Raw genomic sequence first — 24,730 nt, 5'->3', positions numbered from 1 at the left:
AATGAAAAAGTCACTTTTGTCCGCCGTCGCCCTGACCGCGCTTGTCGCGTTCGGCGGTGCCGCGTGGGCTGACGTAATGGTCGGCGTCGCTGGCCCGATCACCGGTCCGAATGCCGCCTTCGGCGCGCAGTTGCAGAAGGGTGCCGAAGCTGCTGTCGCCGACATCAATGCGGCTGGCGGCATCAATGGCGAGCAGATCAAGCTCGAAGTCGGCGACGACGTTTCCGATCCGAAGCAGGGCATCTCGGTCGCCAACAAGTTCGTCGGCGACGGCGTCAAGTTCGTGGTCGGTCACTTCAACTCCGGCGTCTCGATCCCGGCCTCGGAAGTCTATGCCGAGAACGGCATCGTCGAAGTGACGCCGGCCGCAACCAACCCGCAGTTCACCGAACGCGGCCTGTGGAACGTGTTCCGCACCTGCGGACGCGATGACCAGCAGGGCAGCATTGCTGGCGCTTATCTGGCCGCCAACTTCAAGGATGCCAAGATCGCCGTCGTGCACGACAAGACCACCTACGGTCAGGGCCTTGCCGACGAAACCAAGAAGGCGATGAATGCCAAGGGCCTGACGGAAGTCATGTACGAAGGCATCAATGTCGGCGACAAGGACTTCTCGGCGCTGATCGCCAAGATGAAGGAAGCCGGCGTTTCCATCATCTATTGGGGCGGCCTGCACACCGAAGCCGGCCTGATCATCCGCCAGGCCGCCGACCAGGGCCTCAAGGCGACGCTGGTCTCCGGCGACGGCATCGTGTCGAACGAGTTGGCTTCGATCGCGGGCGACGCGGTTGCGGGTACGCTCAACACGTTCGGTCCGGATCCGCGCCTGATCCCCGCCAACAAGGAACTCGTCGAGAAGTTCCGCGCGCAGGGTTTCGAACCGGAAGCCTACACGCTCTACTCCTACGCAGCCATGCAGGCGATCGCCGCGGCAGCCACCGCTGCCAAGTCGAACGATCCGCAGGCAGTTGCCAAGGCGCTGCATGAAAACGGCCCGTTCAAGACCGTGCTCGGCGACCTGTCCTATGACGCCAAGGGCGACCCGACGCTGCCCGGCTACGTCATGTACGAATGGAAGAAGGGCGACGACGGCAAGTACACCTACATCCAGAAGATGTAAGCTCGTCAGTCTCCAGACCATGTACGATGCCCGGCGCTCGCGCCGGGCATTTTCTTTTGCCATCACGGGGGGCGGCCGATAGAGCCGGGTTCTTAGCCGGTGAATGATCGTGCGCTAACTGCAAAGCCGGCGCTTTTCTTGCTGTTCGGATGAATGCGAAGGGCTTCTGGCGCAATGATTCCATTTCAATCGGTTTAAACGCACGTCAATTTTGTTTGCACTGCAGCATTTTCACGCTAATCATTGCGCCGATTTCTCTTCCTTCCGTTGCTGGAGCCCAGTCCTTGGCCATCACGAAGATCCTCGTCGCCAACCGGTCCGAAATCGCCATTCGCGTTTTTCGCGCGGCCAACGAACTCGGCCTCAAAACCGTGGCGATCTGGGCCGAGGAAGACAAATACTCCCTGCATCGCTTCAAGGCCGACGAGAGCTACCAGGTCGGACGCGGGCCGCATCTGACCCGGGACATGGGGCCGATCGAAAGCTATCTGTCGATCGAGGAGGTGATCCGCGTCGCCAGGCTGTCGGGTGCCGATGCTATTCATCCCGGCTACGGATTGTTGTCGGAAAGTCCCGAATTCGCCGACGCCTGTGCCGAAGCCGGCATTACCTTCATCGGGCCGAAGCCGGACACAATGCGGCGGCTCGGCAACAAGGTCGCGGCGCGCAATCTCGCCATCGAGGTCGGGGTGCCGGTGATCCCCGCCACCGATCCGTTGCCGGATGACATGGAGGCGGTCAAGAAACTGGCCAAGGGAATCGGCTATCCGGTGATGCTGAAGGCGTCATGGGGCGGCGGCGGCCGCGGCATGCGCGCCATCCGCGCCGAAGCCGACCTTGCCCGTGAAGTCACCGAGGGCAAGCGCGAGGCGAAAGCCGCCTTCGGCAAGGACGAGGTCTATCTTGAAAAGCTGATCGAACGCGCCCGCCATGTCGAGGTGCAGGTGCTGGGCGACACCCATGGCAATGCGGTGCACCTGTTCGAGCGCGACTGTTCGATCCAGCGCCGCAACCAGAAGGTCGTCGAGCGGGCGCCGGCGCCCTATCTCGAAATGTCGCAGCGCGAGGAGCTTTGCGGCCATGCGCTGAAGATCGCCCGCGAGACCAGTTATATCGGCGCCGGCACGGTCGAGTTCCTGCAGGATGCCGACACCGGCAAATTCTATTTCATCGAGGTCAATCCGCGCATCCAGGTCGAGCACACCGTCACCGAGCAGGTGACCGGCATCGATATCGTCAAGGCGCAGATCCACATCCTCGACGGCTTTGCCATCGGCACACCGGAATCAGGCGTGCCGGCGCAGAAGGACATAAGGCTGAACGGCCACGCGCTGCAGTGCCGCATCACCACGGAAGATCCCGAACACAATTTCATCCCCGATTACGGCCGCATCACCGCCTATCGCGGCGCAACAGGCTTCGGCATCCGCCTCGATGGCGGCACCGCCTATTCGGGCGCTGTCATCACCCGCTTCTACGATCCGCTGCTGGAAAAGGTGACGGCGTGGGCGCCTACGCCGGCCGAGACGATCGCCCGCATGAACCGGGCGCTGCGCGAGTTCCGCATCCGCGGCGTCGCCACCAACCTGACTTTCCTCGAAGCGATCATCAACCATCCGAGCTTCGCCGACAATTCCTACACGACCAAGTTCATCGACACGACGCCGGAACTGTTCCAGCAGGTCAAGCGCCAGGACCGCGCCACCAAGCTCATCAACTATCTCGCCGACGTCAGCGTCAACGGCCATCCCGAGACGCGCGGCCGGCCGCAGCCGAAGGCCGATGCGGCCGCACCCGTGGTGCCTTACCTCAACGGCAATGTGCCCGGCGGCAGCAAGCAGAAGCTGGATGTGCTCGGGCCGGAGAAGTTCGCCGCCTGGATGCGCGATCAGAGGCAAGTGCTGGTCACCGACACGACGATGCGCGATGGCCACCAGTCGTTGCTCGCCACCCGTGTGCGAACGCATGACATTGCCGGCATCGCCGGTACCTATGCGCGCGCCTTGCCGCAGCTTCTATCGCTGGAATGCTGGGGTGGCGCCACCTTCGACGTCGCCATGCGCTTCCTCACCGAGGATCCGTGGGAGCGGCTGTCGCTGGTGCGCGAGGCGGCGCCCAATCTGCTGTTGCAGATGCTGCTGCGCGGCGCCAATGGCGTCGGCTACACCAACTATCCCGACAATGTCGTGCAGCATTTCGTCAAGCAGGCAGCAAGCGGTGGCATCGACCTGTTCCGGGTCTTCGATTGCCTGAACTGGGTCGACAACATGCGCGTCGCCATGGATGCGGTCGGCGCCGAGGGTAAGCTGATCGAAGCGGCGATCTGCTATACCGGCGACATCCTCGATCCGGCGCGGGCGAAATACGACCTCAAATACTATGTCGGCCTGGCCAGGGAATTGCAGGCGGCCGGCGCCCACATCATCGCCGTCAAGGACATGGCCGGACTGTTGAAGCCGGCGGCGGCACGCGTGCTGTTCAAGGAGCTGCGCGAGGCGACCGACCTGCCGATCCATTTCCACACCCACGACACGTCGGGCCTGTCGGCGGCGACGGTGCTGGCGGCGGTGGAAAGCGGCGTCGACGCCATAGACGCGGCGATGGATGCTTTCTCCGGCAACACCTCGCAGCCATGCCTTGGCTCGCTGGTCGAGGCGCTGAAGGGCACCGAACGCGACCCCGGTCTCGACCCGCAATGGATCAGGAAAATCTCGTTCTACTGGGAAGCGGTGCGCAACCAGTACGCCGCCTTCGAAAGCGACCTCAAGGGACCGGCCTCGGAAGTCTATCTGCACGAGATGCCGGGCGGGCAGTTCACCAATCTGAAGGAACAGGCGCGCTCGCTCGGACTGGAGACGCGCTGGCACGAGGTGGCGCAGACCTATCACGACGTCAATCTGATGTTCGGCGACATCGTCAAGGTGACGCCGTCCTCCAAGGTCGTCGGCGACATGGCATTGATGATGGTCAGCCAGGACCTGACCGTTGCCGATGTCGAAAACCCGGACAAGGATATCGCCTTTCCGGACTCGGTCGTCTCGATGCTGCGCGGCGATCTTGGCCAGTCGCCAGGCGGGTGGCCGACGGCGCTGCAGAGGAAGGCGCTGAAGGGCGACAAGCCGATCACGGTGCGGCCCGGTTCGCTGCTCAAGCCAGCCGACCTCAAGGCCAACCGCAAGGAAATCGAGGAAAAGCTCGAGCGCAAGCTGTCGGAGTTCGAATTCGCCTCGTGGCTGATGTATCCGAAGGTGTTCACGGATTTCGCCGGCGCGCAGGAAACCTATGGGCCGGTCAGCGTCCTGCCGACGCCGACCTATTTCTACGGCATGAAGCCGGAAGACGAGATCTTCGTCGACATCGAGAAGGGCAAGACGCTGGTGGTGCGCTGCCTGGCCATCGGCGATGTCGACGAGAAGGGCATGGTCACCGTGTTCTTCGAGCTCAACGGCCAGCCACGTCGTGTCAAGGTGCCCGACCGGGCGCATGGCGCGTCCGCCGCCAAGGCCCGCCGCAAGGCCGAGCCCGGCAACGAGGCGCATGTCGGCGCGCCGATGCCGGGCGTCGTCTCGTCGCTTTCGGTGGCTGCCGGCCAGGCTGTGAAGGCCGGTGACGTGCTGCTTTCCATCGAAGCGATGAAGATGGAAACGGCGCTGCATGCCGAGCGCGACGGCACGGTCGCCGAGGTGCTGGTCAAGGCAGGCGACCAGATCGATGCCAAGGATCTGCTGATCGCTTTCAATTAAGAGTTCGCAAAACGGACTGGCTGTCGGCTTCTGGCGGCAGCCCCTTGTGGCTTGCTCGATAACGGCTTGACCCGCCGCCGCCGGTCGGGCATCGAACCGGCTCAAATTTTGGCGCAGTCGTCCGCGAGTCGCGGAGCCGATTCTTTTGGAGAAAAATATGGCCGACGATATCACCGATACCAGCCAGACTGTTGCCGCCGGCCAGCTGCGTGCCTTCATCGAGCGCATAGAGCGGCTCGAGGAAGAGAAGAAGACCATTTCCGACGACATCAAGGAAGTGTTCGCCGAGGCCAAGGGAACCGGCTTCGACACCAAGGCGATGCGCACGATCATCCGGCTGCGCAAGAAGGACCAGGCCGAGCGTCAGGAAGAGGAAACCATCCTCGATCTGTACAAGGCCGCACTCGGTATGGTGTAGAGACTGTCTGGAAATTCTACTCTGGCGGCCATCTGTTGGCGTTTTCTGCGCTTCCGGTGCTCGCGTACTTTAAGTACGCTCCGCTCCGGTTCTCGAAACCACCACCATATGACTCGCCAGAGCGAATTTCGAAACAGTCTCGGGCCGAGCATGATGCCGAAGCGAGCATCGAGCCATGAGCGAATTCGACTTCGGCGCCCGCCGCGCCTCTGAATTCCGCCAGCGCGGCTTCTGGACGCTGTTCGCCGAGCGGCATCCGGAAGAAACGGCTTCGATGGCGAGGCGCGGACCCTGGTTCTGGCAGCGCGGGCTGCCCGACTTCGCCTTGGTCCTTTCCATGTATGTCGCGCCGGCGCAGAGCCAGGTCGGCGTCTTCTTCGGCCGCAACGAGAAGTTCGGCGCCACGCAAGCCTGGTCGCGGTTGAAGCCATTCCAGCCCGATATCGAGGCCAGGCTGAAGCTCAGGCCGGAACAGAGTTGCGAGGGCCTCGGCATCAATTCGATGTGGCGGGTAAACTGCTATGCCGAGGATAACTGGCCAGCCATGGCCGACTGGCTGGTGACCGAATGCTCGCGTATCGAGCGCGCGGTAACCGAAGTCCTGAGGCAGGGATAGACATCCGGTGTTGCCAGAGGGTATCGGCTCCTTTTTCCGCTCACGCTGGCAAGGCCAGGTGCCGCTCGACCGGCTGTTCTGGCGCGACCTTGTCCTCGTCGGCACTGCGGTCAGCATCGCCGCATCCGTGCTGGCGCTCGTCTTGCTCGGACTGAAGTTGCCGCTCGGGCTTGTGCTGGCAGTGCATTTCGCGTCGGTGCCCTACAGCCTGTTCCTGACCTTGGCGGTGTGGCGGACCACCGAAAAGATACCCGGTGCCAAGGCCTGGATGATGACGCTGGGCGCTACGCTGTGGCTGGTGGCGATGATCGTGGTCTGATCGTCTGCCCAGAGGGGGGCAACGGATACTTAAACGAAAAGGGCGACAGATGCCGCCCTTTCATAGTGTCGAACCCGGATGGCTCAGGCCGAAGGCTCGAATTTCAGCGCCACCCCGTTGATGCAATAGCGCAGGCCGGTCGGCGGCGGGCCGTCCTCGAAGACATGGCCGAGATGGCTGCCGCAGCGGGCGCAATGACATTCGGTGCGAACCATGCCGTAGCTGCGGTCGACGGTGTTTTCGACCGAGCCCGGCACCGGGTCGTTGAAGCTCGGCCAGCCGGTGCCGCTCTCGAACTTCAGCTTGGATTCGAACAAGGGCTGGTCGCAGCCGGCGCAGGAAAAGGTGCCGGCGCGCTTCTCGTAGAGCAAGGCGCAGCTTCCCGGCCGTTCGGTGCCGTGGCCGCGCATGACGGCATACTGCTCCGGCGTCAGCCGGGCGCGCCATTCGGCGTCGGTGCGAGTTACAGGGTAGGTATGGGTGTCCATGTGATCTCCTCAGCCTTGCCGGCTCGTTGTTGATTGCAACCGGATATTCGCGTCAAGATAGGCATTTGTTACACGACTGCCCAGTGTCTGACGTTCCAAGGTTGAATTCCCCCTTCTTCAGGCGTCTGCGCCGCCCCTCACCTGCCTGCCGGCATCCTCTCCCCGTAAACGGGGCGAGGGGCCCTGTCGTCCGCGATTTCGCCAATTTTCAGCGTTGCAAGAAAGGCGCCGGCGTTGCGGCCAGGCCCTCTCGCCCCGTTTACGGGGAGAGATGTCCGGCAGGACAGTGAGGGGCGGCGCCAACTTTCACGATTGATGGTCTCTGAGGTGATGGTTCCGCACCTCTGACAACTAATGCTTCCTTGAAAGCTGCTTGGTCGCGCCTTCGAGCCCGGCCAGCGTCAGCGGGAACATGCGGCCGCCGAAGATGTCGCGGATCATCGCAATCGAATGGGTGTAGCCCCAGTTCTTGGGGTCTTCGGGGTTCAGCCATACCGCGTTCGGCCATTGCTGCAGCAGGCGGCCGAGCCAGACGCTGCCTGCCTCCGGATTGGAGTGCTCGACCGAACCGCCGGGGTGAGCGATCTCATAAGGGCTCATCGACGCGTCCCCGACAACGATCACCTTGTAGCCCGGCCCATATTTGTGGAGCAGGTCGAAGGTCGGAATCACCTCGGCATGCCTGCGGCGATTGTCCTTCCACACGCCCTCATAGAGGCAGTTGTGGAAATAAAAATATTCGAGCTGGCGGAATTCGGCGCGGGCGGCCGAGAACAGCTCCTCGACGCTCTTGATGTGGTCGTCCATCGAGCCGCCGACATCGAAGAACATCAAAAGCTTCACCGCGTTGCGCCGCTCGGGCCGCGTCTGCACGTCGAGATAGCCATGTTCGGCGGTGGCGTGGATGGTGCCGGGCAGGTCGAATTCCTCCTCGGCGCCTTCCCGCACCCAGCGACGCAAGCGCTTCAGCGCGATCTTGATGTTGCGGGTGCCGAGTTCGACGGCATCGTCGAAATTCCTGAACTCACGTCTGTCCCAGACCTTCACCGCGCGGCGGTTGCGGCTTTCATGCTGGCCGATACGCACACCTTCGGGATTGTAGCCATAGGCGCCGAAGGGCGAGGTGCCGCCGGTGCCGATCCATTTCGAGCCGCCCTGGTGGCGGCCTTTTTGCTCCTGCAGCCGCTGCTTCAAGGTTTCCATCAGTTTCTCGAAACCGCCCAGCGCCTCGACCAGTTTTTTCTCTTCGTCGCTCAGGTGCTTTTCGGCGAGGCGGCGCAACCATTCCTCGGGGATATTGGCGACATCGACGGCATCCGGCCCGCCCAGTGCTTCGATGCCCTTGAAGACATGGGCAAACACCTGGTCGAAGCGGTCGATGTGGCGCTCGTCCTTCACCAACGCCGCACGGGCGAGGTAATAAAAGCCTTCGACGTCGTAGTCGACCAGCCCGGCTTTCAGCCCCTCCAGCAGCGACAGATATTCCCTGAGCGAAACGGGAACACGCGCGGCCTTCAGTTCGAGGAAGAAGGGGATGAACATTGTCTATCTACAGCAGATCATACTCGATGAAGCCCGTGCGGCGCGCAACGTGGTCGTAGAGTTTGCGCGCGGTGGTGTTGGTCTCGTGCGTCATCCAGTAGACGTTCTTGACGCCGACTTTTTCGGCTTCCTGTCTCACCGCCTCGATTAGCGCCGCGCCGATGCCCTTGCCGCGCACGTCAGGGTCGGCGAACAGGTCCTGCAGATAGCAGTTGTTTTTTTCCGACCAGCCTGAGCGGTGGTAGAGAGAGTGGGTGAGCCCAACCGCCTTGCCGTCCAGCGTGGCGATGAAGCCTTTCGGCTCGAACTCACCTTCGGTGAACAGCCGCTTCCAGGTGACGGCATAGACCTCTTCCGGCAGCTTCGTCTCATAGAAGGTGAGGTAGTCGGTCCACAGCCGCCGCCAATCGGCGTGGTCGGACTGCGCGAGCGGGCGGACGATAATCTCAGACATGTCATCTCCTCTGAAGGTTTGGCCGAGGCTGCCTGCCTGTTCGGCTGCGGGCAACGGTCCACAGGAGGGAAAGCGCTGCTGCTGACCTATTGCTGCCTTCGTGCCATGAACGCCAGCCGCTCGAACAAATGCACGTCCTGCTCGTTCTTCAGCAATGCGCCATGCAACTTGGGCAGGGCGTTCTTCGGATCGGCGCGCAGATCTTCCGGCGCGATATCGTCGGCGACCAGCAGCCTTATCCAGTCGAGCGCCTCGGAGGTCGACGGCTTCTTCTTCAAGCCGGGCACGTCGCGGATTTCGTAGAACTGGGTCAGCGCCGCGCGCACCATGTTCTGCTTGATGCCGGGATAGTGGACATCGACGATTCTGTGCAGCGTATCGACGTCGGGAAAGCGGATGTAGTGGAAGAAGCAGCGGCGCAGGAACGCGTCCGGCAACTCCTTCTCGTTGTTGGAGGTGATGATGACGATCGGCCTGACGGCGGCGCGGATGGTTTCGCCGGTCTCGTAGACGAAGAACTCCATCCGATCGAGTTCCTGCAGGAGGTCGTTGGGGAATTCGATGTCGGCCTTGTCGATCTCGTCGATCAAAAGCACGACCTTCCTGCCGGCGGCGAACGCCTCCCAGAGCTTGCCGCGCTTGATGTAGTTCCTGATGTCGTTGAAGCGCTCGTCGCCAAGCTGGCTGTCGCGCAGCCGCGAGACGGCATCATATTCGTACAGGCCCTGCTGCGCCCGCGTCGTCGACTTGACGTGCCATTCGATGAGGTCGAGGCCGAGTGCAGCAGCCACCTGGCGGGCGAGTTCCGTCTTGCCGGTGCCTGGCTCGCCCTTGACCAGCAAGGGCCGCTCCAGCGCGATCGCCGCGTTGACTGCCACCATCAGATCCTTGTCGGCGACATAGGCCGCCGTGCCTTCGAAACGCATTCTTGCTCCTCGGTTGGTCATGGCAACCGTAAGGACGCGGCTCACCCTGTGCAAGGGTGCGCCGGCCGCGGCGAATGGGCTTGAACCCTGATGGAAACATATGCCCGTCTCACTGGCGCTTAGCCGGCCGGCAGCCTATATTGGGCGGGACGGTCTGTGCTTCCCGGCAGGAGAACATTTTCCCCGGGGCCTTAACGATCCTTAGGGAGCTGTCCCTGGGAAGACCCGTGGGTTTTCTCACACGGCGCCCACCTACTTTGTAGGTTCCCGGGATCGCTCTCTCCACCGGTTGTGTGGATCGTCACTTATTGCCACGCGTCCCGCATTTCGGTGGATGATTGCGGTGGAAAACGTCGCTCCCAAAACTCCATCCAGATCTGACCTTTTCTACCCTGGCTGAATGACCTCTCTCAAAGACCTGAAAAAGCAGCTTCGCCGTGAGGCCCTCGGACGCCGCGATGCGCTCGATGAGTTCTGGCGGGTGGAGGTCGCGCTTGAAATGGCCGAGACGGCACGCGATCACCTCCATGTCGAGCCGGGCCAGATCGTTTCCGGCTTCTGGCCGATGCGTTCGGAAGTCGACGTTCGGCCGCTGATGTTTGCCTTGCGCGAAAAGGGCGCGCGGCTTTGCCTGCCGGCCATTCTCGACAAGACCACCATTGTCTTTCGCGAACTGGTGCGCGGCGCGCCGATGGTCGAGATGGGTTTCGGCACGGTCGGCCCTCACGAGGAAGCCGAGGTGCTCGACCCCTCTGTGATGCTGGTGCCGCTTGCCGCTTTCGATGCACGCGGCCATCGCATCGGCTATGGTGCCGGCTATTACGACCGCGCCATCGCCAAGCTGATCGACAAGGGAGAGCCGCCGCGGCTGGTCGGCATCGCCTTCGACTGCCAGGAGGTGGCAATGGTGCCGGATGAGGAACATGACGTCGTCATTGCGGAAATACTCACCGAGAGCGGGTTGCGCCGCTTCGCGCCAAAATTGTAGATAAGTACAAGGGGCGCATGATCTTCACTGGCGTCATGCAGCTTTCGCTGACCTTCGGTGCGGGATCATATGAGACTTCTCTTCCTCGGTGACATGGTTGGAAAGACAGGACGCACGGCGGTGTGGGAACAGCTGCCCGGCCTGATCTCCGACTTCAAACTCGATTTCGTCATCGTCAACGGCGAGAACGCCGCCGGCGGCTTCGGCATCACCGAAGACATCTTTCGCGAGACGATCGCGGCCGGTGCCGATGTCGTCACCACCGGCAACCATGTCTGGGACCAGCGTGATGCGCTGGCCTTCGCGCCGCGCGAAGAGCGCTTCCTGCGTCCCTCCAACTTTCCCAAGGGCACGCCCGGGCGCGGCTCCGGTGTCTATATCGCCAGGAGCGGCGCGCGCGTGCTGGTCGCCAACATCATGGGCCGGGTGTTCATGCATCCCGAGCTCGACGATCCGTTCCAGGCCGGCGAACGCGAGCTTGCCGCCTGTCCGCTCGGCGAGCAGGCGGATGCCGTGATTATCGACTTCCACGCCGAGGCGACCTCGGAAAAGATGTGCTTCGCGCATTTCGTCGACGGCCGCGCCAGCCTCGTCATCGGCACCCACACCCACCAGCCGACGGGCGATCACCAGATCCTCAACGGCGGTACCGGCTATATGTCCGACGCCGGCATGTGCGGCGACTATGATTCCTCGCTCGGCATGGACAAGGAGGAGCCGCTCAACCGGTTCCTGTCGAAGGTGCCGAAAGGCCGCTTCGAGGCGGCGACCGGACCGGCGACCTTGTGCGGCGTCGGCGTCGATATTTCAGACCGCACAGGGCTGACCGAGCGGATTGCGCCGTTTCGTCGCGGGCCACGGCTGGAGGAAACCGCACCGTCCTTCTGGTCGTGACATTGATATAGGCACGCTTAATACCTAACTGCCGGCGACACTGCTCTAGATCGTTAAAAGAGGGGACGACCTCCATGCAGCTCATCGAATTCCTGGCGCCGCATTTTCAATTTGTTTCCGACCCGACGGCTTGGGTCGCGCTGCTGACGCTGATTGTGCTCGAGGTCGTGCTCGGCATCGACAATCTGATCTTCATCTCGATCCTGACCAACAAGCTGCCGGAAGCACAACGGGCCCGTGCCCGCCGGCTCGGCATCTCGGCGGCCCTGATCATGCGGCTGGTGCTGCTGGCCACCATTTCGATCATCGTCCAGCTTACCACGCCGGTGTTCACGGCCTTCGGTCACGGTTTTTCCTGGCGCGACCTGATCCTGATCGCCGGCGGCCTGTTCCTGGTCTGGAAGGCGACCAAGGAGATCCATCACACCGTCGATCCCGACGACCACAAGGATACGATGATGGGCGAGACGCTGCAGATCAGCCTTGCCGGCGCGATCTTCCAGATCCTGCTGCTCGACCTGGTCTTCTCGATCGACTCGATCATCACCGCCGTCGGCATGACCGACGAGATCGCCATCATGTACATCGCCGTGATCGTCGCGGTCACCGTGATGATGCTGGCGGCCGGGCCGCTGGCCAACTTCATCGCCAAGAACCCGAGCATCGTCATGCTGGCGCTGGGCTTCCTTCTGATGATCGGCATGACGCTGATCGCAGACGGCATGGGCTACCATGTGCCCAAGGGCTACATCTATGCGGCGATGGGCTTTTCGGCATTGGTCGAGGGGCTCAACATGCTGGCGCGGCGACGTAAGAAGTCGGGCGGCGGGCATTGAGGCAGACCCTGAATACCTAATGTCCTGGCACGCCCTTCGGGTGACGGTCGCCGATCAGGCCGAGCGTCAGGCCCTGTTCCAGCCACGCCTTGGCGCCGGCCAGCACCAGCGTGAAGCCGCCGGTTGAGCCGACGGCTTCTTTCACCTGCTCGTCGCCATCCCCGGCGAAGCCAAAATTGCGAACCTCAAGAAAGGTCATCTCGTCGGGCATTTCGGTGAAGGTCCAGACCACCGTGGTCGGCGGATCGCTCCATTGCATGACGATCTTTTCATTCGCGACGATCTCGCTGACGTCGACGGTCGTCGAGACACCGTACATGCGCCACTCCCAGAGGACCTGCTTGCCGCTGTCCAGCCGGCCGCTGCCATGCGTGAACCAGAATTTCGTGGTGATGGCCGGATCGACGATGGCCTCGAATACATCGGCGACAGGCCGCCGGATCAGCATGCCGGCTTCGGCGAATGGTTTTTCGCGGATGTCCATCGGATGCTCCTTTCGGGATTCGGCGCTCACCAGGCGTCCGGTTCGCGCAGCATGTGAATAATGTTGGCAGGGTTGGTGATCCAGCCGCCGCGGAAGCCCTCGCCCAAGGGCTCAATGGCGTCGCAACGCACAACACCGGCCTTGGCGAAATGATCCGCAGCCATGAGGAAATCCTTGGTGAACAGCTCCAGCCACACCTCGGCCTGGCTCATCATCGGCGCCTCATCGATCCACAGGCGGTTGGGGCCAAGCTCGAAGCCGATGGCCGGTGCTTTGTCTGTAAACGGCTTCAGGCCGACGACGTCGCGGTAGAAGGCGATCGTCGCCTTATATTGGTGCGGCGGTACCTTCATGGCGATGTTGATGCCGCCGGTGATTTTCGTGGTCATAGCTGGCTCCGTTGTCGTGTTCTGCTGTTGTCGCCTTTGCTCAGGCTGGTCATGCGAGATTGATCTGCCAGGAGACCCCGAACTTGTCGTTGAGCCATGCGAAACGGCGGCTGAAGCCGTAATTGTCCGGTGGCATCAGGAACGCGCCGTCCTTGCCCAGCGTCCCGACAATTCGGTTCAGCTCTTCTTCTGAGGAACAGTCCACATAGAGCGAGGCCGATGGCGTGAACGTGAAGGCGTGGTGCACGGGGCTGTTGAAGACTATGACTTCCAGCCCAGCGATCGACACCCGCGCCAGCTTGACCGTTCCTTGCGGGCCGTCTTCGCCGGGGCCGTAATTCGTGACGTCAAGCACGCTGCTGCCGGGAATGGTCTCGCAATAGAGGGCCATTGCCTCTTCGGCCTTGCCCTCGAACATCAGGAATGGCGTTACTTTCTTCATCGTTGACCTCCGTCTTGCTCCCTGGCGCTCAGATATGAGGGCCGCTCAGATATTGGTCTCGTTGGCGGGTTCGCCCTTCATCTCGCTGCGATAGTAGCCGTCGCGCAAATTGATGCCGTATTCGACATAGGCCTTCATGCAGGCCAGCATCTGCGACCAGCCCTCGCAATTGAGGTAGGACTTCTTCAGGCCGACCGCACCTTCCTGCCAGCCGCTCTCGGCGATGGTGACGAAGGTGCCGCCATCGTCCAGCGGTTCGAAATTCATCTCGATGCGGGTCTTGTAGGCCGGCTTGCCGTCGGCGTCGGTGGCATCCCAGCGCAGCACGATGCGGCGGTCCTTGACCACTTCGTCGACCTCGACCGGCACCTTGCCCCACCAAACGACGCCGGCACCGGCTTCCAGCGGGGCGCTGGCGCCGCCGATCGTGGTGAAATAGCCGCTCAGTTTCTTCGGATTGACGACGGCGTCGAAGACGTCGGCGACCGGCTTGCCGATGCGTCCGGAAACACTGAATCCAAGTGACATATCCACAACTCCTTCCCTTGATCGGCTCAACAATATGTTATAGAAACATAACATGTCAAGCCAATCGCAAGACGACAATGTTTTCAAGGCGCTGGCGCATCCGCGCCGGCGTGAAATGCTGGATCAGCTGAAGGACACGCCGAAGACGACCGGCATGCTGTGCGAGGCCTTTCCCGACATCGATCGCTGCACCGTGATGCTGCATCTCAAGGTGTTGGAGGAGGCCGACCTGATCGTTGCGCGGCGCGACGGCCGCGAGCGCTGGAACCATCTCAACGCGCTGCCGATCAAGCAGATCCACGACCGGTGGATCAGCCAGTATGCCGGGCATGCCCTCAGCATCATCGACCGGCTGAAGTCGGACCTCGAGGCATGAGCGGCCGCAGCAGGTCATGTCTTACGCCGCATGCGCGGTGCGGCTGGACGAATTGAGCCGATTTATCTATAAGCCGGCCATTCCGACAGAGAACGCCGTGCTTCCACGAGTTGCACCTGAGACGCTCTGAAATTTTGAATTCGGGCATTGCGGAAACGAGGTCAGATCACTTCGCTTCGGGATGCTCTAGCCGAGAAGACGACACCATGGCTGGCCATTCACAGTTCAAGAACATCATGCACCGCAAGGGCCGCCAGGATGCGGTGCGGTCTAAAATGTTTTCCAAGCTGGCGCGCGAAATCACCGTCGCCGCCAAAAGCGGGACGCCCGATCCATCGATGAACCCTCGCTTGCGGCTGGCGATCCAGAACGCCAAGGCGGTGTCGATGCCGAAGGACAACATCCAACGCGCCGTCAACAAGGCCTCGATGGGCGATGCCGAGAACTACGAAGCCGTGCGCTACGAGGGCTATGGCCCGGGCGGCGTCGCCGTCATTGTCGAGGCGCTGACCGACAACCGCAACCGTTCGGCATCCAATGTGCGTGCTGCCTTCACCAAGGCCGGCGGCGCGATGGGTGAAACGGGTTCGGTGTCGTTCATGTGGGACCGTGCCGGCGAGATCTACTATCCGGCATCGGCCGGCAGCGCCGACAAGATCATGGATGCGGCGATCGAAGCCGGCGCCGACGATGTCGAATCCGACGAGGAAGGCCACACCATCTATTGCGGCTTTGAGAACATGGGCGAAGTGTCGAAGGCGCTGGAAGGCGCGCTCGGCGAGGCTGAATCGGTCAAGCCGATCTGGCGGCCGCAAAACAATGTTCCGGTCGATGAGGAGCGGGCACAGTCGCTGATGAAGCTGGTCGCCACGCTCGAGGATGACGACGACGTGCAGAGCGTCTACGCCAACTTCGAAGTCGACGACGAGACCATGGCCAAGCTCAGCGCGGCATGAGCGAAGCTCAGTCCGAAATGAGCGGAGCTATACCCGCCACGAGCGAAAAGCCGTTGCCGGTCATCCGCATCACCTATTGCACGCAGTGTCAGTGGCTGCTGCGCGCCGGCTGGATGGCGCAGGAGCTGCTGTCGACCTTCGGCACGGACCTTGGCGAAGTGACGCTGGTGCCCGGCACCGGCGGCATCTTCACCATTTCCTGCAATGACGTGCTTGTCTGGGATCGCAAGCGCGACGGCGGCTTTCCGGACGCGGCCAAACTGAAGCAACTGGTCCGCGATGTCATTGATCCTGACCGCGACCTCGGCCATTCCGACCGGAAGACAAAGGCATAGGGGTCGCCAGCGCTGCCGTCACTTGCGTCGCCACGCACCGACGGCGGCGCCAATCGCAATACCCACGGCAACGCCCATCGGCAGATCATCCAGAGCGGTGCCGATCGCGGAACCGACACCAACTCCGATGGCCATGCCGAAGGCCATATTTGCGTATTGATCCTTCATCGGTCGCTCCATCCATCGTCGTCAACGCGTGGCGAACCAGAAGGATGCCAGCGCGGCTATGCCGCTGATGGTGCGGACATGGTTCCACATCACCCATTCATTGAGGTAGCGCGACCACAGGCCTGCGCCATTGCTGCTGGCCGGATCGACGGCGGCGAGCGCATCGTTCAGCGGGACGTTGAAGATCATCGTCACCACCACGATGCCGATGAGATAGAGCAGGCTGCCGACAATCAGCCAGAGCGAGCCCGGCTGGCTCCAGCCGATCGCCGCACCGATGGCGACAACAATGCAGACCAGCGTCGTGCCGAACAGCGCCGTCATGAACAGCGGCGTCACCGCTGTGACGTTGATGGAATTCATCGCGGCAATGCCGCTTGCGGCTGGCAGGCGGGCGAGGCCCGGCATGACGAAGCTGGAGAAAGCAAAGAAGACGCCACCGACGATGCCCGAGCCGATTGCGGCGATGAAGATGAGGGTGGGGAGAAGCTTCGCGATCATGTCAGTTGCTCCAGATGCCGGTTGCGGCGGTTTGCGTTGCGTAGGCGGAGAAGTCTCTTGGCTGGCGACCAAGCACGCGCTGGACGCCGTCGGTGAGCGACTCGTTGCGGCCGTCGAGCACCTGGGTGAACAGCTCATTGAGCAGCCAGCCGAATTCGGGCGGCAGCTCATGCGCGGCTACTGCGGTAGTGAATTCGTCATGCGAGATTCTGACAAAGCGGATGTCGCGCCCGGCTGCCTTGCCGATCTCGGCGACCGCGTCTGCAAAGCTCAGCAGCCGCGGCCCGGTCAATTCATAGAGCTGGCCGACATGCCGTGGCTCAGTCAGGACCGCAAAGGCGGCGTCGGCGATGTCGTCGGCATCGACAAAGGGCTCGCCGACATTGCCGACCGGCAACGCCACTTCGCCTTCAGCCAGGGACTCGGTGAAGAAGCCTTCGCTGAAGTTCTGCGAGAACCAAGCGCAGCGCAGGATGGTCCAGTCGGCGCCCGAGGCCTTCAGCATCTCTTCGGCGCGCTGGGCTTCCGTTTCGCCGCGCCCCGACAGCAGCACCAGTCGGGTGACACCGTTTTGCACCGCAAGCCTGGCGAAGGCGTCGACGGTTTCAGCGGCGCCCGGCACGGCGATGTCGGGATAGTAGCTGATGTAGACGGCGCTGACGCCTTGCATTGCCGGTCCCCAGGTCGCTGGGACTTCCCAGTCGAAGCGCGGTGTACCGGAGCGCGAGCCGATCCGCACCGGCAGGTCGTGCGCCGTCAGCCGCTCGGCGAGACGGCGGCCGGTCTTGCCGGTGCCGCCGAGGATCAGAATTGGTTTGGTTGTCGGGTCAGTCATAACCGTTTCCTCTGTTTAAAATATGAATAATCCTCACATTTGCAAAATGTGATAAACCCTCGTATTTTGCGAGTCAAGCGATTTTGCTGGCATTGGAGTCAGTCATGGAAGACACGGCCGCGCCGGTTTCCCCGCGGGAGCAGATTGCTTCGCCGCGCCGGGCGCCGAGCCAGCAACGCAGCCGCGAGCGGGTCGAGCGCATGCTGGCGGCTGCCTCGGCGCTGATCGCCGAGCAAGGCAGCGATGCCATGCGCATGGGGGAGGTGGCGGAACGGGCAGGGGTGTCGATCGGGTCGCTCTACCAGTTCTTTCCGGACAAGCGGGCGATCATCTGGGCGCTGGCCGAGCGCTACACCGCCGAAAGCCAGGCCTGCATCTCAGCCGCACTGGCTGGTGTCAGCGACGCCGAAGGGCTGGGCCGGGCGTTTTCGGAACTGGTCGATATCTATTACCGGCTGTTCCTGGCCGAACCGGTGATGCGCGACATCTGGTCGGGCACGCAAGCCGACAAGGCGCTGCGCCAACTCGAACTCGCCGACAGCCGCGCTAACGCGGAATTTCTCACCGCGGTGCTGAAACGGCTGCGGCCAGCCGCCGATCCGGTGGCGTTGGAAACGACGGCGTTCCTCATCTGGCAAATGGGCGAGGCCGCCATGCGGCTGGCGATTTCCGTCGAGCGCCAGGAGGGCGACAGGCTGGTCGCCGCCTACAAGCGCATGGCGCTGAGGGAATTGCTGGCCGAGTAGCAACGCGCACTAGCGGCCAAAATAGTCCTTCAGCATTTCCGCGCGTTCATCCTCTGTGCACATCGCCATGCGGCCGAGGTTGAACTGGCCGCGATAGAGCGCGATGACGGACAATGCGCATTTCACCGTCTCGTCATCGGTGGAAGTTGCCAGATCCCGCAATGCCAAATGCAGAAGCGTTCGCCACGCTGCCTTGTAATGCGGTTCGATCCAAGCAGGAATCTTCGGGTTCCGGTCGTCGAGCAGTCGCGCTTCTTCGATGGTTGCGGCCAGACCATAGGCTCCCCAGTAAGCCGGAGCGTGACCTTCGGAGATGCGAACGATTTCAACGACCGCAGCGTAAGACGCGTCTCCAACGTCCCCCTGATGATGCAACTCATTCCAAAGTTCGTCCCAGACCGTTTTGTCATCATAGCGAAGGGTCAGTGTTCGCAATGCCGGTCGAGGATCGTAGGCCACCTTGTATCCGCCTTTAAGGCCGGACCATCGCTCGTCGTCGAGAATAAACATCTTGCCCTCCGAGAACCATTGCGTTCCACCAAGGCTGCCCGTGGTCAACAAAAAAACCCGCCACGAGGGCGGGTTTTTGATCTGCTAAACGATTGTCAGGCTTAGATGCCGAAACCTTCGAAACGCTTCTTGAACTTCGACAGGCGGCCGCCGCGGTCGAGCAGGGTCTGCTGGCCGCCGGTCCAGGCCGGGTGGGTGGTCGGGTCGATATCGAGGTTCATCGTATCGCCTTCCTTGCCCCAGGTCGAACGGGTCGTGTATTCGGTGCCGTCGGTCATGACGACCTTGATGGTGTGGTAGTCGGGATGAATAGCGCTCTTCATGGCTCGGTTCCTGGCTTGCCGGCGCGGCTGACGGGCATAAGCCTGCGTCGATGCGCCTCTTTTTAAAACTCGAAGCCGCAGCTATTGAGGAGCCACGGCTTCTAAAACGGTCGGCGAGCCTATACATCAGCCGGAATTGAATCACAAGGCCGCGGCAAGCGCATATTGAGGCGCAGACCCCAAGGGCGGCTGGAGGAAACATCGGGATGGCGCAAATCAGCAGCGCAGACGAGCGCCGGCGCTCGCTCAAGCCGCTCCGGCGCCTGTTCCCCTACATCACGCACTATCGCACACTGGTCGTCGGCGCCATCATCTCGCTGGTCATCGCGGCGGCAACCACGCTGGCGCTGCCGCTGGCGGTGCGACGCATGATCGATCATGGTTTCTCGTCGTCCAGCACCACCTTCATTGCCGAATATTTCGCCGCCCTGGTGGCGATGGCCGCCGTGCTGGCGGCCGCATCGGCCGGTCGCTACTATTTCGTCATCACGCTGGGCGAGCGCGTCGTCGCCGACATCCGGCGCGATGTCTTCGCCCATGTGACGACGCTTTCGCCTGCCTTCTTCGATACCGCCCAGTCGGGCGAGATCGTGTCGCGGCTTGCCGCCGACACGACGCAGGTCAAGTCGGCGGTCGGAGCGACGGCCTCGGTGGCGCTACGCAACGTCATCCTCGGCCTTGGCGCGGTGGGGATGATGGTCATCACCAGTCCGAAACTGTCGGGCCTGGTCATTGCAGCGATACCCGTGATCGTCCTGCCGCTGGTCGCCTTCGGCCGTTCGGTGCGGCGCAAATCACGCCAGGCGCAAGATACGCTTGCCGATGCCACCGCCTATGCCAGCGAACAGATCGGCGCCGTGCGCACGCTGCAGGCCTTCACCAATGAAAAGCTGGTCACCGGACATTTCTCGGCCGCGGTGGAAGCCGCTTTCGAGGCGGCACGCTCGTCGATCTTCGCGCGCTCCTTCCTTACCTTCTTCGCTATTTTCACCATCTTCTCGTCCGTCGTGGCGGTGCTGTGGTTCGGCTCGCGCGACGTGCTCGAAGGTTCGATATCGCCCGGTACGCTCGGTCAGTTCCTGCTCTATTCGGTGTTCGCCGCCGGCGCGCTGGGCGCCCTGTCGGAAGTCTGGGGCGAGCTTGCGCAAGCGGCGGGCGCCGCCGAACGGCTGACCGAGATCCTGGCCGAGAAGCCGGCGATCCAGGCTCCCGCCGATCCGAAGCCGCTGCCGGCCGTCGCCAAGGGCGCGATCGCCTTCGACAATGTCTCCTTCTCCTACCCGGCAAGGCCGGACCGTGCCGCCGTGCATGGCTTGAGCTTTCAGGTCATGCCGGGCGAGACGGTGGCGATCGTCGGGCCGTCAGGAGCCGGCAAGAGCACGGTGTTTTCACTGATCCTGCGCTTCTACGATCCCGAAACGGGCAAGATCCTGATCGATGGCGTCGACGTGCGCGAGGCCGATCCCGTTTCGGTCCGCCAGCGCATCGCGATCGTGCCGCAGGACGTCACCATCTTCGCGGCAAGCGCGCGTGACAATATCGGTTTCGGCCGGCCGGGAGCCAGCAAGGCCGAAATCGAGACGGCCGCGAAGGATGCACTTGCCGATGAATTCATCCTCAAGCTGGAAAAAGGCTATGACAGCCAGGTCGGTGAGCGCGGCGTGACGCTGTCAGGTGGCCAGCGCCAGCGGGTGGCGATCGCCCGCGCCATCCTGCGCGACGCCCCGATCCTGCTGCTCGACGAGGCCACCTCGGCACTCGACGCCGAAAGCGAGACGCTGGTGCAGACGGCGCTGGAACGTCTGATGCAGGGCCGCACCACGATCGTCATCGCCCACCGCCTGGCAACGGTGCTGAAGGCCGACAGGATCCTGGTCATGGATGGCGGCTCGATCGTCGAGGAAGGCACGCATCAAAGCCTTGTCGCCAAGGGCGGCATCTATGCGCGGCTGGCCAAGCTGCAGTTCGAAACCGGCGCCAGTGCTTTCAGGGGCGCGGCGGAGTAGGCAGAAACATTTCCGCCGTGCCGGCAGCCGCTATACGGCTCCGTATCGCTGCTTCAGATGGTTCACGAAATAGGTGGCGTTGAGCTTTTCGCCGGTAGCGCGTTCGAGCAGATCCGGCGTCGACCAGCGCGATCCCTGCGACCAGATTTTTTCGCGGCGCCACTCGTTGATCGCCTCGAAATTGCCTTTGGCGAGATCGTCATCGGCGGCAGGATGATCCCGCGTCAGCGCCGCCCATTGCTGCGCCGCCATCATCGCGCCCAGCGTATAGGAGGGGAAATAGCCGAAGGCGGCCCCTGGCCAATGCACGTCCTGCATCGGCCCGTCGGCCGGATTGTCGATGGTGGAAAGACCGAGGTAATCGCGCATCTTGGCGTCCCAGGCTTCGGGCAGGTCGGCGACCTCCAGCCGGCCCGCGACGAGCTCCTGCTCCAGTTCGTAGCGCAGGATGACATGCAGGGGGTAGGTCACCTCGTCGGCATCGACACGGATCAGGCCGCGCTCGACGCGATGTACATGCGGCAGGATATCCTCGAGCGACCAGGCCTCACCGAGATGCTTTTCAACCACCGTCAGCGCCCAGTTCCAGAAGGCCGGGTTGCGGCCGAGCTGTTTTTCGACGAACAGGCTCTGGCTTTCATGCACGGCCATGCCGCGCGCCTTGCCGAGCGGCCAGTGCGACCATGCCTTCGGCAGGTTCTGTTCGTAGAGCGCATGGCCGGTCTCGTGCAGTACGCCCATCAGCGCCGACAGGAAGTCTGTAGTCTTGTAGCGGGTGGTGATGCGCACGTCGCTCGGCACGCCGCCGCAGAAAGGATGGTGCGACACCGACAGCGACCCGTGTGTCAGGTCGAAGCCGACCGCCGCCATCATCGCAAGGCCGAGCTCGCGCTGCCGGTCGATCGCATAGGTGCCTGAGAGCGGCTTCAGCGGGCGCTTGCGCAGCCGTGCGTCCTGGATAGCCAGCGCCTCCGGCACGAAACCTTTAAGGAAAGCCTTCAGGTCGGTGAACACAGGCGTGATGTCGGCGGTGCGGTTGCCGGGGTCGTATTGCTCCATCAGCGCGTCATAGGGGGCGAGGCCGAGCACATCGGCACGCAGCGCCGCCTCCTCGCGCACCAGCGCCACGACGCCCTCCAGCGCGGGCTGGAAGCTCGCCCAGTCGTTCTTGGCGCGCAGGCCGCGCCACAGCTGCTCGCAACGCATGCGCGCGGTCGTCTGGCGTTCGACAAATTCGACCGGCAGGCAGGTCAGGTTGGTGTATTGCCGCCGCAGTTCCGAGACCGCAGTGCGCTGCTCTTCACCCAACGCTTCCTGCTCGGCCGCGGCGATCCAGTCCGCTATCTCCGGCGCCGTTGCCCTGGTGTGATACATGCCGGCCAGTGCCGACATCGCCTCGGCACGTTTCTCGCCACCGCCGACAGCCATGTGGGTGGCCTCGTCGGCGCCGAGGATGGCCAGTGCATGCTCGAGCGCTTCGAGCTTGTGGCAGAGGTCATCGAGTTTCTGAAAGGACATGGCGGCTTCCGTGATTGGGGACGGCGCGAAAAGACACCAACACAAATGCGTTGGCAACCCTCGGATGCCGTCGGGCAAATGCATCTTGCGCAGGCGATGCCGCGCATGGAATGCTGCCGGCGACAACGCAAGGGGGACGAAATGATCGGCAACATCCTGGTTGGGCTGGTGGCCTTGATCCATGCCTACATCGTCTATCTGGAGATGGTGCTGTGGGACACGCCGCGCGGACACAAGGCTTTCAACCTGACCCCGGAATTCGCCAGCGCCTCCAAGATGCTCGCCGCCAATCAGGGGCTCTACAACGGTTTCCTCGCCGCCGGCTTCATCTGGGGGCTTTACCTCGGGGCGGCCGGTTTCCAGGTCAAGGTGTTTTTCCTGCTGTGCGTGGCTATTGCCGGCCTCTATGGCGCGGCAACGGTTGGCCGCAAAATCCTGTTTATCCAGACCGTGCCGGCGATTGCCGCGCTGATCGCGGTCTGGCTGGGCTGGTAAAAAGGACGCCCGCGGGATGGCTCCCGAAAGCGTCAGGTGATCCCTTCCTCTTGGACCGTTTCGGGCGCTATGGCCTCAGCCGTTCGGGTAGTTGCCGCCGTCGTCGCCGTCGCCCATCAGGAAACCGCTGCCGGTATCGACCCTCAGGCGCTGGTCGACATTGTCGAGCCGGCGCAGCAGGTCATGATATTGCGCGGCCGGTATCCTGCCGTGATCGGACGCGGCGACTTTCTCTGCCGCCTGACCGATGTGGGCCGTGCGCATTTCCAGGCGTTCCGCCACGGCCGGGGTGATGTTGTTGGCCTGTCTTGCATCCACGATGCCCTGCCGGACGCCCTGCACCTGTGCGATAAGCGCCTCGACACGCGGGCCAGTCATGTCGGTCGGATCGGCCGCGTCGAGAGCGCCCTTGTGATGGCCCGCGGCATAGGCGCCGGCAAGCGGAACGGCGATGAGGAACGCCGTGAGTGTAGCAGTTCTAAGCGAGGTCTTGAAAGAGCGCATCACGCGTCTCCTCTTGTAGAGGAAGGCGGCGGTTGTCCGCCTGCCTTCCGGCCTTGGGCCGTCCGGTTCCGTCGCGTCGCGATGAGGGGGTTCATCGCCGGCGGTTCTCGGCCCGGTCGGCAAGCTAGGATCGCCCTGCGACAATGTGTAATTAAAAAAAGATAATCTTTTCAGGCCTTGTCGGCCTCTATCTGCGCCCTAGAGTTGAGCCGGCGAACAAGTTCGCGTGATTTTAGATCAACGTTCGGTGAGCTTCAGTTCAATACGGCGGTTCTTATTGCGCGCCTCTTCAGTGTCGGCGGGGTCGAGCGGCTGGAACTCACCGAAACCGGCGGCTACGAGCCGGTTGGCAGGCACGCCGTTCTCGATCAGGAATTTCACCACCGAGGTCGAACGCGCCGTCGACAGCTCCCAATTGTCGCGGTAGCGGCCGGCGCCGGAGAGCGGCTTGTTGTCGGTGTGGCCGTCGACGCGCAGCACCCAGTTGATCTCGGGCGGGATTTCCTTCTGCAACTCGATGATGGCGTCGGCGAGCTTCTTCATCTCGACCTTGCCGGCATCGTTGATCACCTCGGAGCCGGTCGGGAACAGCACTTCCGACTGGAAGACGAAGCGATCGCCGACGATACGGATGTTCTCGCGGTCGGCGAGGATTTCGCGCAAGCGGCCGAAGAAGTCGGAGCGGTAGCGGTTCAACTCCTGCACGCGCTGTGCCAGTGCGACGTTGAGGCGACGGCCGAGGTCGGCGATCTTGGTGTTTGAATCGCGGTCGCGGATTTCGGAGACGTTGAGCGCATCCTCGAGCGCGCCGATCTGCTTGCGCAGTGCCGCGATCTGCTGGTTGAGGATCTCGACCTGGCTCAGCGCCTGCTGGCTGATCTGGCGCTGGCTGTCGAGTTCGCCGCCGAGCGCCGCGGCGCGCTGGTTGGCGGCGTCGCCGGCACCGGCGCCTTGCGCCAGCAACTGTTGGAGCCGGCTCCTTTCCGCTTGCGCGGCTGACAGCGACGCCTGCAGATTGGCCAGTGAATCATCCTTGTCCTGCGCCGTCGAGCGCTCCAGCGCCAGCAACTGGGTCAGCTCGTTGATCTGCGAGTTGAGGCGCGAGAGTGCCGTATCCTTGCCGGAGATTTCGCGTCCCAGCAGGAACTGCGCCAGCACGAAGACCGTGAGCAGGAACATGATGGCCAAAAGCAGCGTCGACAGCGCGTCGACGAAACCCGGCCAGTAGTCGATGCGGCGATCGGTGCGCCGGCCCCTGGCGAGTGCCACT

The 24,730-nt window shown here is 62.7% G+C and carries 30 protein-coding genes and 1 other RNA gene; 15 read left to right on the top strand and 16 right to left on the bottom strand.

Annotated features, from left to right (window positions below):
- The first annotated feature begins 1 nt into the window (after position 1).
- The 5 genes from AC0L3E_RS09190 to AC0L3E_RS09170 all read left to right on the top strand — a co-directional run bounded on the left by AC0L3E_RS09190 (position 2) and on the right by AC0L3E_RS09170 (position 6,216).
- Positions 2-1,120 (top strand): branched-chain amino acid ABC transporter substrate-binding protein, encoded by a 1,119-nt coding sequence (locus tag AC0L3E_RS09190; RefSeq protein WP_027037229.1) that lies wholly within the window; start codon positions 2-4, stop codon positions 1,118-1,120.
- Between the two features lie 284 nt (positions 1,121-1,404).
- A complete protein-coding gene (gene pyc, locus AC0L3E_RS09185) occupies positions 1,405-4,863 on the top strand; it encodes a pyruvate carboxylase (RefSeq protein WP_473604638.1) in 3,459 nt (1,152 codons plus the stop codon).
- Positions 4,864-5,020: 157 nt separating this feature from the next.
- A complete protein-coding gene (locus AC0L3E_RS09180) occupies positions 5,021-5,281 on the top strand; it encodes a DUF2312 domain-containing protein (protein WP_013529099.1) in 261 nt (86 codons plus the stop codon).
- A gap of 175 nt (positions 5,282-5,456) precedes the next feature.
- The gene (locus tag AC0L3E_RS09175; RefSeq protein ID WP_128306878.1) at positions 5,457-5,897 is read left to right on the top strand and encodes a hypothetical protein; all 441 of its coding nucleotides are present in this window, start codon (positions 5,457-5,459) and stop codon (positions 5,895-5,897) included.
- A 7-nt stretch (positions 5,898-5,904) separates the two neighbouring features.
- On the top strand, positions 5,905-6,216 hold the full coding sequence (locus AC0L3E_RS09170) for a hypothetical protein (RefSeq protein WP_127270382.1): 312 nt from the start codon (positions 5,905-5,907) through the stop codon (positions 6,214-6,216).
- A gap of 83 nt (positions 6,217-6,299) precedes the next feature.
- Here AC0L3E_RS09170 and msrB read toward each other — a convergent pair whose 3' ends face one another.
- The 4 genes from msrB to AC0L3E_RS09150 form a co-directional block, all read right to left on the bottom strand.
- Positions 6,300-6,704 (bottom strand): peptide-methionine (R)-S-oxide reductase MsrB, encoded by a 405-nt coding sequence (gene msrB / locus AC0L3E_RS09165; protein ID WP_127270383.1) that lies wholly within the window; start codon positions 6,702-6,704, stop codon positions 6,300-6,302.
- Between the two features lie 351 nt (positions 6,705-7,055).
- The gene (locus AC0L3E_RS09160; protein WP_473604637.1) at positions 7,056-8,246 is read right to left on the bottom strand and encodes a vWA domain-containing protein; all 1,191 of its coding nucleotides are present in this window, start codon (positions 8,244-8,246) and stop codon (positions 7,056-7,058) included.
- Positions 8,247-8,253: 7 nt separating this feature from the next.
- On the bottom strand, positions 8,254-8,700 hold the full coding sequence (locus AC0L3E_RS09155; RefSeq protein WP_473604636.1) for a GNAT family N-acetyltransferase: 447 nt from the start codon (positions 8,698-8,700) through the stop codon (positions 8,254-8,256).
- Between the two features lie 86 nt (positions 8,701-8,786).
- Entirely contained in the window at positions 8,787-9,626 is an 840-nt protein-coding gene (locus AC0L3E_RS09150) for an AAA family ATPase (protein WP_128306876.1), read from the bottom strand.
- Positions 9,627-9,774: 148 nt separating this feature from the next.
- Between AC0L3E_RS09150 and ssrS the strand changes: the two genes are divergently transcribed.
- The 4 genes from ssrS (at position 9,775) to AC0L3E_RS09130 (ending at position 12,344) form a co-directional block, all read left to right on the top strand.
- Positions 9,775-9,930, top strand: a non-coding RNA gene (ssrS, locus tag AC0L3E_RS09145) — 6S RNA.
- Positions 9,931-10,026: 96 nt separating this feature from the next.
- A complete protein-coding gene (locus AC0L3E_RS09140) occupies positions 10,027-10,614 on the top strand; it encodes a 5-formyltetrahydrofolate cyclo-ligase (protein WP_127270386.1) in 588 nt (195 codons plus the stop codon).
- 69 nt (positions 10,615-10,683) lie between these two features.
- The gene (locus AC0L3E_RS09135) at positions 10,684-11,508 is read left to right on the top strand and encodes a TIGR00282 family metallophosphoesterase (RefSeq protein ID WP_127270387.1); all 825 of its coding nucleotides are present in this window, start codon (positions 10,684-10,686) and stop codon (positions 11,506-11,508) included.
- A 74-nt stretch (positions 11,509-11,582) separates the two neighbouring features.
- The gene (locus tag AC0L3E_RS09130) at positions 11,583-12,344 is read left to right on the top strand and encodes a TerC family protein (RefSeq protein ID WP_127269216.1); all 762 of its coding nucleotides are present in this window, start codon (positions 11,583-11,585) and stop codon (positions 12,342-12,344) included.
- A gap of 16 nt (positions 12,345-12,360) precedes the next feature.
- Here AC0L3E_RS09130 and AC0L3E_RS09125 read toward each other — a convergent pair whose 3' ends face one another.
- From AC0L3E_RS09125 to AC0L3E_RS09110, 4 genes are read right to left on the bottom strand one after another with little or no spacing between them, the layout of a single operon-like run.
- Positions 12,361-12,828, bottom strand: a complete 468-nt coding sequence (locus AC0L3E_RS09125) for an SRPBCC family protein (RefSeq protein ID WP_473604635.1) — start codon at positions 12,826-12,828, stop codon at positions 12,361-12,363.
- Positions 12,829-12,854: 26 nt separating this feature from the next.
- Entirely contained in the window at positions 12,855-13,217 is a 363-nt protein-coding gene (locus AC0L3E_RS09120) for a hypothetical protein (protein ID WP_292334552.1), read from the bottom strand.
- Positions 13,218-13,266: 49 nt separating this feature from the next.
- Entirely contained in the window at positions 13,267-13,659 is a 393-nt protein-coding gene (locus AC0L3E_RS09115; protein ID WP_473604634.1) for a VOC family protein, read from the bottom strand.
- A 45-nt stretch (positions 13,660-13,704) separates the two neighbouring features.
- Positions 13,705-14,187 carry an SRPBCC domain-containing protein gene (locus AC0L3E_RS09110; RefSeq protein ID WP_127411812.1) on the bottom strand — a complete coding sequence of 161 codons (483 nt, stop codon included), beginning with the start codon at positions 14,185-14,187 and terminating at the stop codon, positions 13,705-13,707.
- Positions 14,188-14,239: 52 nt separating this feature from the next.
- On the opposite strand from AC0L3E_RS09110, the gene AC0L3E_RS09105 reads away from it, so the two are divergent.
- The 3 genes from AC0L3E_RS09105 to AC0L3E_RS09095 all read left to right on the top strand — a co-directional run bounded on the left by AC0L3E_RS09105 (position 14,240) and on the right by AC0L3E_RS09095 (position 15,854).
- The gene (locus tag AC0L3E_RS09105; RefSeq protein ID WP_127399198.1) at positions 14,240-14,563 is read left to right on the top strand and encodes an ArsR/SmtB family transcription factor; all 324 of its coding nucleotides are present in this window, start codon (positions 14,240-14,242) and stop codon (positions 14,561-14,563) included.
- Between the two features lie 206 nt (positions 14,564-14,769).
- The gene (locus tag AC0L3E_RS09100; protein ID WP_023811824.1) at positions 14,770-15,519 is read left to right on the top strand and encodes a YebC/PmpR family DNA-binding transcriptional regulator; all 750 of its coding nucleotides are present in this window, start codon (positions 14,770-14,772) and stop codon (positions 15,517-15,519) included.
- The gene (locus AC0L3E_RS09095; RefSeq protein ID WP_127269210.1) at positions 15,516-15,854 is read left to right on the top strand and encodes an Rdx family protein; all 339 of its coding nucleotides are present in this window, start codon (positions 15,516-15,518) and stop codon (positions 15,852-15,854) included. The genes AC0L3E_RS09100 and AC0L3E_RS09095 overlap by 4 nt, the downstream gene beginning before the upstream one ends.
- An 18-nt stretch (positions 15,855-15,872) precedes the next feature.
- Here AC0L3E_RS09095 and AC0L3E_RS09090 read toward each other — a convergent pair whose 3' ends face one another.
- The 3 genes from AC0L3E_RS09090 to AC0L3E_RS09080 are packed head-to-tail and all read right to left on the bottom strand — an operon-like array spanning position 15,873 to position 17,358.
- A complete protein-coding gene (locus AC0L3E_RS09090) occupies positions 15,873-16,022 on the bottom strand; it encodes a glycine zipper domain-containing protein (RefSeq protein WP_292565232.1) in 150 nt (49 codons plus the stop codon).
- Between the two features lie 21 nt (positions 16,023-16,043).
- The gene (locus AC0L3E_RS09085) at positions 16,044-16,523 is read right to left on the bottom strand and encodes an anthrone oxygenase family protein (RefSeq protein WP_473604633.1); all 480 of its coding nucleotides are present in this window, start codon (positions 16,521-16,523) and stop codon (positions 16,044-16,046) included.
- A 1-nt stretch (position 16,524) separates the two neighbouring features.
- Complete coding sequence (locus AC0L3E_RS09080) at positions 16,525-17,358, bottom strand: NAD(P)H-binding protein (protein ID WP_292334542.1); 834 nt, start codon at positions 17,356-17,358, stop codon at positions 16,525-16,527.
- A gap of 104 nt (positions 17,359-17,462) precedes the next feature.
- Here AC0L3E_RS09080 and AC0L3E_RS09075 point away from each other — a divergent pair, with 104 nt between their 5' ends.
- Positions 17,463-18,104 carry a TetR/AcrR family transcriptional regulator gene (locus AC0L3E_RS09075; protein WP_128306872.1) on the top strand — a complete coding sequence of 214 codons (642 nt, stop codon included), beginning with the start codon at positions 17,463-17,465 and terminating at the stop codon, positions 18,102-18,104.
- Positions 18,105-18,113: 9 nt separating this feature from the next.
- Here AC0L3E_RS09075 and AC0L3E_RS09070 read toward each other — a convergent pair whose 3' ends face one another.
- Both AC0L3E_RS09070 and rpmE read right to left on the bottom strand, forming a co-directional pair.
- Positions 18,114-18,614 carry a hypothetical protein gene (locus AC0L3E_RS09070; RefSeq protein ID WP_128306871.1) on the bottom strand — a complete coding sequence of 167 codons (501 nt, stop codon included), beginning with the start codon at positions 18,612-18,614 and terminating at the stop codon, positions 18,114-18,116.
- Between the two features lie 101 nt (positions 18,615-18,715).
- Complete coding sequence (rpmE, locus tag AC0L3E_RS09065; RefSeq protein WP_023811830.1) at positions 18,716-18,937, bottom strand: 50S ribosomal protein L31; 222 nt, start codon at positions 18,935-18,937, stop codon at positions 18,716-18,718.
- Positions 18,938-19,143: 206 nt separating this feature from the next.
- Here rpmE and AC0L3E_RS09060 point away from each other — a divergent pair, with 206 nt between their 5' ends.
- On the top strand, positions 19,144-20,943 hold the full coding sequence (locus AC0L3E_RS09060) for an ABC transporter transmembrane domain-containing protein (RefSeq protein ID WP_128306870.1): 1,800 nt from the start codon (positions 19,144-19,146) through the stop codon (positions 20,941-20,943).
- A 30-nt stretch (positions 20,944-20,973) separates the two neighbouring features.
- Here AC0L3E_RS09060 and AC0L3E_RS09055 read toward each other — a convergent pair whose 3' ends face one another.
- Positions 20,974-22,461, bottom strand: coding sequence for a carboxypeptidase M32 (locus AC0L3E_RS09055; RefSeq protein ID WP_473604632.1), 1,488 nt, complete (start codon positions 22,459-22,461; stop codon positions 20,974-20,976).
- Positions 22,462-22,602: 141 nt separating this feature from the next.
- Between AC0L3E_RS09055 and AC0L3E_RS09050 the strand changes: the two genes are divergently transcribed.
- The gene (locus AC0L3E_RS09050; RefSeq protein ID WP_473604631.1) at positions 22,603-22,956 is read left to right on the top strand and encodes a DUF1304 domain-containing protein; all 354 of its coding nucleotides are present in this window, start codon (positions 22,603-22,605) and stop codon (positions 22,954-22,956) included.
- 75 nt (positions 22,957-23,031) lie between these two features.
- Here the strand turns inward: AC0L3E_RS09050 and AC0L3E_RS09045 are convergent, their stop codons facing one another.
- Together AC0L3E_RS09045 and AC0L3E_RS09040 are read right to left on the bottom strand one after the other, a co-directional pair.
- A complete protein-coding gene (locus AC0L3E_RS09045) occupies positions 23,032-23,460 on the bottom strand; it encodes a hypothetical protein (RefSeq protein WP_127380653.1) in 429 nt (142 codons plus the stop codon).
- Between the two features lie 237 nt (positions 23,461-23,697).
- Complete coding sequence (locus AC0L3E_RS09040; RefSeq protein WP_127327624.1) at positions 23,698-24,729, bottom strand: peptidoglycan -binding protein; 1,032 nt, start codon at positions 24,727-24,729, stop codon at positions 23,698-23,700.
- Position 24,730: the final 1 nt, after the last annotated feature.

The organism is Mesorhizobium sp. WSM4822 (genome assembly GCF_055811155.1).
The sequence above is the reverse complement of the archived record's forward strand: the minus strand, read 5'-3'. Positions and strand labels throughout refer to the sequence as shown.